The following is a 7,913-nucleotide window of genomic DNA, read 5'->3' as shown; positions in this document are numbered from 1 at the left end:
GCAACACCATCTTAGCAGGTGTTGCACTTGTTCCGTGAACTCAGGGAATCCCGCTTGTTTGCTACGGGGAAAGCAACAGCGGGACCCCCGCCTTCGCGGGGGTGACGGGCAGCTTAGCGCTCGACCGTCAGCGCGATGCCCATGCCGCCGCCGATGCACAGCGTCGCCAGGCCCTTCTTGGCGTCGCGGCGGCCCATCTCGTAGAGCAGCGTGGTCAGCACGCGTGCGCCGCTGGCACCGATGGGGTGGCCGATCGCGATCGCGCCGCCATTGACATTCACCTTGTCCGGGTCCCAGCCCATTTCCTGCGTTACCGACAGCGCCTGCGCCGCGAAGGCCTCGTTCGATTCGATCAGGTCGAGATCCTCGACCTTCCAGCCCGCCTTGGCGAGCGCGCGGCGGCTCGCCGAAACAGGGCCGATGCCCATGATCGACGGGTCGACCCCCATCGACGCCCAGCTGGCGATCCGTGCGAGCGGCGTCAGCCCGCGCTTCGCGGCATCTTCCTCGCGCATCAGCACCAAAGCCGCTGCGCCGTCGTTGAGCCCCGAGGCGTTGGCGGCGGTGACGGTGCCGTCCTTCTTGAACGCGGGCTTGAGACCGGCGACGCTGTCATAGGTTGCGCCAGCGCGGATGTACTCGTCCTGGTCCACTACCGTATCGCCCTTGCGGCCCTTGATCGTCACCGGCGCGATCTCGTCGGCGAAGCGGCCTTCGGCGCGCGCGGCCTCGGCAAGGTTCTGCGAGCGGACGGCAAAGCGGTCCTGCGCCTCGCGGCTGATCTGGTATTTCTCGGCCAGGTTCTCGGCGGTGATGCCCATGTGATACTGGTTGAACACGTCGGTCAGGCCGTCATAGACCATCGTGTCGACCAGCTTCATGTCGCCCATCTTCTGGCCCGAACGCAGCATCTGCGCGTGCGGCGACATCGACATGTTCTCCTGACCGCCTGCGATCACGACATCGGCATCGCCATTGGCGATCGACTGGAAGCCCAGCGCGACCGCGCGCAGCCCCGATCCGCAGACCTGGTTGACGCCATAGGCGGGGACTTCCTTGGGCACGCCCGCGTTGAGCGAGGCCTGGCGCGCCGGGTTCTGGCCCTGGGCGGCGGTGAGCACCTGGCCCAGGATCACTTCAGACACCTCGTCAGGCGACAGGCCCGATTGCGCCAGCGCCGCCTCGATCGCGATGCGGCCCAGCTCATGCGCGGGCGTAGCGGCATAGGCGCCCAGAAAGCTGCCAACGGGCGTGCGCTTGGCAGCAGTGATGACGATGCTCGACATGATGTGCGTTCTCCAAAGACTGGGGAGGTATTCTCGTGTTCGCTATGTAGAAGCTTCGTGGGACAATATCCACTGCCGGAGCATCGGCCAGAGCGTAGTCGGCGCGCTGCCGCCGATGACCATGCCGACATGGCCCGAGGCCAGCGCCTCGCGCCGCGGCACATCCGGCGAACAGGCGAGCGGAACTATGGCGTCGCTCGCCGAGGCGAACTCCATCACCGGCCCGCGCACCCGGTCGGGCGCGATGCTGACGCCGTCGATATGCCAATCGCCCGTGCCGCTGCGGTCGTCGCGATAAAGCTGTTCGAACAGCTGTGCACCCAGCGCGAAGGGCAGCGGCTCGCCGCCATTGGCCCAGTCCTCAACCGCCACGAAGCGTCGCGCCGCCGCGCTGCCTTCGGGCATCGCGGCGAACTTGAGATATTTCTCCATCAGCTTGGCAGGCGAGAGCGTCCAGAAGCCGTGTTGCATCACCTCCATCGGCACCAGCCCCATGGCCTCGCAGGCGGGGCGGTGGTGCTCCCACATTGCGGTCAGCTCCTCACGACGCTTGGCCGGATAGCCGTCGAAATGCCAGGGCGTGGCGATGAGCGTCAGGCTGCGCACCTCGATATGGCATGCGGCCGCCATCGCGATCATGCCGCCCAGGCAATAGCCGACCAGATGCACCGGGCGGCCTAACGCCTGCAGCATCGGCAGCAGCAGCCGGGTGGCGAGATGATCGAGATCGTGATCGCGATGCTCGGGCGTGGTCGTGCCCCAGTCGACCAGCGCCGAGGGCAGGCCTTGACGGCCGAGCCAGCCCATCAGCGAGCAATCCGCATCCATGTCGAGCACATGCGGCGCGTTGATGGGAGAGGGGACGAACACGATCGGCGGGGATGTTGCGCTCTGCTCGAGCGTTAACCCTGCTGCACTGCGCAACATGGCCTTGCCGTGTTGCAGCAAGACTGTCCCGGGTTGGCGCAGAAAGCTGCGATCCGCGCGGCCATAAAGGTCAAGCGCCTGCAAAAGCTGGAGCAGCCGCGGGGGATCGTCCGCCAGCTGCTGGCGGGCCAGAACCAGGAAAAGTGGTAAAGGGCGGGGTGCATGTTGCAGTGCACTATGCTGCGGTGCTACAGTCCCATGGGATTGAACGGGAGATGCACGCATGGCCAAATCTGGCACCTCGGACTCGGATGATGTCATCATCATCAAAAAATACGCCAACCGTCGCCTCTACAACACCCGATCGTCGAGCTATATGAGCTATATCACGCTGGACTACCTTGCCAAGCTGACCCGCGAAGGCAAGGATTTCCAGGTCGTCGATGCCAAGACCGGCGACGACATCACCCACAACATCCTCACCCAGATCATCATGGAAGAGGAATCGAGCGGCCAGCAGATGCTGCCCGTCGGCTTCCTGCGCGAGCTGATCTCGATGTACGGCAATTCGATGCAGTCGATGATCCCGCAATATCTCGAAGCCTCGATGGAAGCCTTTCGCAAGAACCAGGAAAAGTTCCAGAGCGCGATGGAAGGCAGCATCAAGAACAGCCCGTTCGCGCAGCTTGCGCGGCAGAACCTGGCGATGTTCGAAGCCGCATCGAGCGCGTTCAGCCCGCGCAAGGACAAGCCAGCGAGCCCGGCTCAGCCGGTTGCCGCCTCGTCGGATGACGAAATCGCCGCGCTCAAGGCCCAGCTTTCGGCCATGCAGCGCAAGATCGACGATCTTGTCGACAAGAAATAACCGGTTCGCGGCCTGGAACGGAAACAGGCAATTGCCTGTTGGCTCGGCAAAGCCTAGGCACGCGGGCCTCATTCGATTGCAGGACTGAATTCACGTGAGCCAGAAGAACGCACTGCCCGTCACCCGGCAGGAAGATTTTGCCGCCTGGTATCAGGCTGTCATCCAGGAAGCCGATCTCGCCGAGGAATCGGGCGTGCGCGGCTGCATGATCATGCGCCCCTGGGGCTATGGCATCTGGGAACGCATCCAGATGCTGCTCGACCGCAAGATCAAGGAATCGGGCCACGAGAACTGCTATTTCCCGCTGTTCATCCCCTTGAGCTATTTCGCCAAGGAGGCCGAGCATGTCGAAGGCTTTGCCAAGGAAATGGCGGTCGTCACGCACCACAGGCTGAAGATGGAAGATGGCGCGCTGGTCGTCGATCCCGAGGCGAAGCTCGAAGAACCGCTGGTCGTGCGTCCCACCTCGGAAACGGTGATCGGCACCGCCTTCTCGCGCTGGCTGCAGAGCTGGCGCGATCTGCCGATCATGGTCAACCAATGGGCCAATGTCGTGCGCTGGGAAATGCGCACCCGCATGTTCCTTCGCACCTCGGAATTCCTGTGGCAGGAAGGCCATACCGCGCACGAGAACGAGGCGGACGCGATGAGCGAGACGCTGACCATCCTGCAGATGTATCGCGATTTTGCGCAGGGCCCGCTCGCCATGCCGGTGATCGCAGGCGAGAAGCCCGAGAACGAGCGCTTTCCCGGTGCGGTCGCGACCTATTCGATCGAGGCGATGATGCAGGACGGCAAGGCGCTTCAGGCGGGCACCTCGCACTATCTGGGTCAGAATTTCGCGCACGCGCAGAACATCCGCTTCCAGGACCGCGAGGGCCAGTTCCAGTTCGCGCACACCACCAGCTGGGGCGTGTCGACGCGTCTGGTCGGCGGCGTCATCATGACGCATGGCGATGACGATGGCCTGAAGGTCCCGCCGCAGATCGCGCCGCACCAGATCGTCATCGTGCCGATGCTGCGCGAGACGCCCGAAGACGAGGCGCTGCTCGCTTATTGCACCAAGATCCGCAACGCGCTGATCGACGCTTCGGCGTTCGGCGAGCCGTTGCGCGTGCTGATCGACAAGAAGCCTGGCAAGGCCGGTCCCAAGCGCTGGGGCTGGGTCAAGAAGGGTGCGCCGATCATCCTCGAAATCGGCGGCCGCGATGCGGCGGGCGAACAGGTGACGATGCTGCGCCGCGACTCGCTCTATGGCGAGGACGGCAAGCTCGCCAACCAGGCGATGCACTGGGAATCGTTCGTCGGCCAGGCCCCGGCGCTGCTCGACCAGATCCAGACGCTGATGTTCTGCTCGGCGAAGGCGCGGCTCGATGCCGAGATCCGCGAGGACGTGACCGATCTCGAAGGGCTGAAGGCGCATTTCGAGGGCAGCAAGTACCCCGGCTGGGTCGCGGTGGACTGGTGCCGCCCGACCGGCGAGGCGCTGGACAAGGTGGTCGAGCAGCTGAAGGCGCTGAAGCTCACCATCCGCAACACGCCCGAGGGTTCGGCCCCGGCTGGCGCAACCTGCTTCTTCACCGGCGGTCCTGCGGTCGAGCGCGTGCTGCTCGCCCGAGCCTATTGAGCTCGGGGTGGCGGGCGCTCGCTCAGGCAAGGGAAAGCCGGATCGCGCTGCGGCGGGCATGCCCAGCCGCGACGAGATCCTGAAATTCCTTGGCGAAAGCCAGGATGCCGCAGGCAAGCGCGAGATCGCCAAGCATTTCCGACTGAAGGGCGCGGAGAAGATCGCTCTCAAGGCGCTGCTCAAGGACATGGCCGATGAAGGCCTGATCGACAGCGCCAAGGGCCGGGCCTTCCACAAGATGGGCGGGCTGCCCAAGGTCACCGTGCTCAAGGTGATCGAGGCCGACGGCCGCGATCTTATCGCGATACCGGACAACTGGCAGGCCGAGGGCGTGCCGATGCCGCGCGTGCGCCTCTCCGAGCGCGGCCGTTCGGCGCTGGCGGTCGGCGACCGGGTGCTGGCGCGCACCGAAGAGGCAGGCAGCGGCTATCGCGGCTTCGTGATGAAGAAGCTCCAGCGCGCGAGCGAACAGCTGCTCGGCGTGGTGGAGAAGGGCGAGGGGCGCAAGCTGTGGCTCAAGCCCGTCGACAAGCGCATCCGCCGCATGGTGCCGATCTCCGACGCGGGCGACGCCGAGCCGGGCCAGTTGGTGCTCGCCGAGCAGCACGGCCAGCGCGACCGGATCAGCGCGAAGGTCACCGAGGTGCTGGGCGAACCCTTCGCCCCGCGCTCGTTCAGCCTGATCGCGATCCACAAATACGGCATTCCGCACGAGTTTCCGCCCGAGGCGAACGACGAAGCCGAGCGCGCAGCGAAACTGCCACTCTCCGCCGACCATCGCGAGGACCTGCGCGATATCCCGATCGTCGCGATCGATCCGGTCGACGCGCGCGATCATGACGATGCGATCTGGGCGACCCCCGATGACGATCCGGCCAATGCGGGCGGCTATCGCGCGATCGTCGCAATCGCCGATGTCAGCTATTATGTCCGCCCCGGCGGCGCGATCGACCGGGCGGCGCGCAAGCGCGGCAACAGCGTCTATTTCCCCGACCGCGTCGTGCCGATGCTCCCCGAAATATTGTCGGCGGATATGTGTTCGCTCAAGGCCGGGCAGGACCGCGCGGCGATGGTGTGCCATCTCGTCATCGATGCTTCGGGCAAACTCAGGAGCTGGCGCTTCACCCGCGCGCTGGTGCGGCTGGCGGCCAATATCGCCTATGAGGACGCGCAGGCGGCGATCGATGGCGCGAAGCCGCACGAACTGACCGACAGTGTTCTCAAGCCGCTCTGGGCGTGCTGGAAGCTGCTGTTCAAGGCGCGCGAGGCGCGCGAGCCGCTCGATCTCGACCTGCCCGAACGGCGGATCGTGCTCGACGAGGCCGGGCGGATCGTCAGCGTCGCCGTCCGCGAACGCCTCGATGCGCACCGGCTGGTCGAGGATTTCATGATCGCCGCCAATGTCGCTGCGGCCAAGGCGCTCGAGGCGAAAAAGGCGCCGGTCGTCTACCGCGTCCACGAACCGCCCTCGCGCGAGAAACTGGTCGCGCTCAAGGACTATCTCGCGACGTTCGATATCAGCTTCGCGCTCGGCCAGGTCGTGCGGCCCGCCACCTTCAATGGTATTCTCGCCAGGGTCAGCGACGATACGGTCAAGCCGCTGGTGATGGAGCAGGTGCTGCGCAGCCAGACCCAGGCCTATTACGGGCCGCGCAACATGGGGCATTTCGGGCTGTCGCTCGCCTCCTACGGCCATTTCACCAGCCCGATCCGCCGCTATGCCGATCTGCTGCTGCACCGCGCGCTGGTCGATGCGCATGGGCTGGAGCAGCCGCCCGCGCCGAAGCTTGACCTTCCGCCGACCACCGGCCTCGCCGAGCACGATGCCGCCTCGCTCGACCGGATTTGCGAGCTGATCAGCGGGTTCGAGCGCCGCGCGATGGAGGCCGAGCGCGAGACCGTCGACCGCTATGTCGCCGCGTTCCTTGCCACCAAGGTCGGCGAGATTCACAAGGTGCGCATCACCGGTGTGCAGAGCTTCGGCTTTTTCGCGACGATCGAGGAATTTGGCGGCGACGGGCTGGTCCCGGTCTCGACCCTGGGCGCGGAGCGCTTCTGGTATGACGAGGCGTCGCAGACATTGACCGGCGAGACCAGCGGCGATCGCTATGCGGTGGGGCAGCGGCTCGAACTGCGGCTGGCCGAGGCCGATCCGGTCACCGGCGCGATCAAGTTCGAACTGCCCGAGGGCGGCAACTACATGCCCGGCCCGCCACCGCGCGGGAAAGGTCCCGGCACCCGCCCCGGAGGTCGTCCGCCGATCAAGCGGCGCGGGCGCCCTGCCAATATTCGCCATCAGAGCCGCTGAGGTGGATCAGGACATCCGGTCGATTTCCTCGTCGGAAAGTCCGCCGGGTACGATGGTGACCGGGCAGGGAAGGGCACCGGCATCGGCTCCGGCAAAATGGGTGATCAGCGGACCCGGCGCGCCGGTGGCGGCAGCCCCCAGCACCAGCATCGCGAGATCCGGGCAGCTCGCCATGTAATTGCGGATCTCCTTGGTGGCATCGCCCATGCGCACCGTGATCATCGGGCGCTGGCCCATGTCCTCGAACAAGGTGCCCGCCGCATCGGTGACCAGGGCTTCGGCGCGGCTGCGCGCCTCGTCCTCGATCGTCGCCTGCACGCCGCCCCAGGCGACGAAATCCTGCTTGGGCACCAGCGCCAGGATATGCACCTGCCCCCCGGTATGCTGCGCGCGGCGCGAAGCGAAACGCAGTGCGGTCAACGCCTCGCTCGTCTCATCCATGATGACCAGATACACCCGCATATTTTCGCTGCCCCGTTTGCTGCTCGGCAGACTGCGCCAAAATGATGGGTGTGGCAAGGGTCTGCCCCCTTGACCCTACGGCTTGAAGCGTCGAGAACGGCCCCGGTCACTGAATCGGGGGAAAGACACCCAATGCCTATCAATCTGAAAATGCCCGCCCTCTCGCCGACGATGGAGGAAGGCACGCTCGCCAAATGGCTGGTCAAGGAGGGCGATACCGTCGCGTCCGGCGACCTTTTGGCCGAGATCGAGACCGACAAGGCAACCATGGAATTCGAAGCGGTCGACGAGGGCGTGGTCGCGAAAATCCTGATCCCCGCCGGCACCGACAATGTGAAGGTGGGCGAGGTGATCGCGATCATCGCGGCCGAGGGCGAGGATGTGAGCGATGCGCCCGCTGCCGCTGCTCCGGCGCCTGCACCCGCCCCCGCTCCGGCACCCGAAGCCAAGGCGGAGGCCGCGCCCGCACCTGCACCTGCACCTGCGCCGACCCCTGCG

7 protein-coding genes are annotated in these 7,913 nt (G+C 65.7%); 4 read left to right on the top strand and 3 right to left on the bottom strand.

The annotated features are described in order from the left end of the window. Window positions 1–113: 113 nt before the first annotated feature. Entirely contained in the window at window positions 114–1,286 is a 1,173-nt protein-coding gene (locus DM995_RS03845) for an acetyl-CoA C-acetyltransferase (RefSeq protein WP_023838994.1), read from the bottom strand. A 42-nt stretch (window positions 1,287–1,328) separates the two neighbouring features. Then, a complete protein-coding gene (locus tag DM995_RS03840; protein ID WP_157973063.1) occupies window positions 1,329–2,213 on the bottom strand; it encodes an alpha/beta fold hydrolase in 885 nt (294 codons plus the stop codon). Between the two features lie 223 nt (window positions 2,214–2,436). On the opposite strand from DM995_RS03840, the gene phaR reads away from it, so the two are divergent. The 3 genes from phaR to rnr all read left to right on the top strand — a co-directional run bounded on the left by phaR (window position 2,437) and on the right by rnr (window position 6,953). Further along, window positions 2,437–3,018: a polyhydroxyalkanoate synthesis repressor PhaR gene (phaR, locus tag DM995_RS03835; protein WP_116968552.1), complete on the top strand. Its 582-nt coding sequence runs from the start codon at window positions 2,437–2,439 to the stop codon at window positions 3,016–3,018. Window positions 3,019–3,112: 94 nt separating this feature from the next. Further along, a complete protein-coding gene (gene proS / locus DM995_RS03830; RefSeq protein WP_116968551.1) occupies window positions 3,113–4,645 on the top strand; it encodes a proline--tRNA ligase in 1,533 nt (510 codons plus the stop codon). A 58-nt stretch (window positions 4,646–4,703) separates the two neighbouring features. Further along, a complete protein-coding gene (rnr, locus tag DM995_RS03825) occupies window positions 4,704–6,953 on the top strand; it encodes a ribonuclease R (protein ID WP_116968550.1) in 2,250 nt (749 codons plus the stop codon). Window positions 6,954–6,959: 6 nt separating this feature from the next. Here rnr and DM995_RS03820 read toward each other — a convergent pair whose 3' ends face one another. Then, on the bottom strand, window positions 6,960–7,415 hold the full coding sequence (locus DM995_RS03820; RefSeq protein ID WP_023838999.1) for a universal stress protein: 456 nt from the start codon (window positions 7,413–7,415) through the stop codon (window positions 6,960–6,962). A gap of 132 nt (window positions 7,416–7,547) precedes the next feature. On the opposite strand from DM995_RS03820, the gene DM995_RS22090 reads away from it, so the two are divergent. After that, window positions 7,548–7,913: biotin/lipoyl-containing protein (locus tag DM995_RS22090; RefSeq protein ID WP_232824024.1), on the top strand; the 366-nt coding region annotated here is incomplete at its 3' end.

Source organism: Blastomonas sp. UPD001 (assembly GCF_003426715.1).
Lineage (GTDB): Bacteria > Pseudomonadota > Alphaproteobacteria > Sphingomonadales > Sphingomonadaceae > Blastomonas.
The sequence above is the reverse complement of the archived record's forward strand: the minus strand, read 5'-3'. Positions and strand labels throughout refer to the sequence as shown.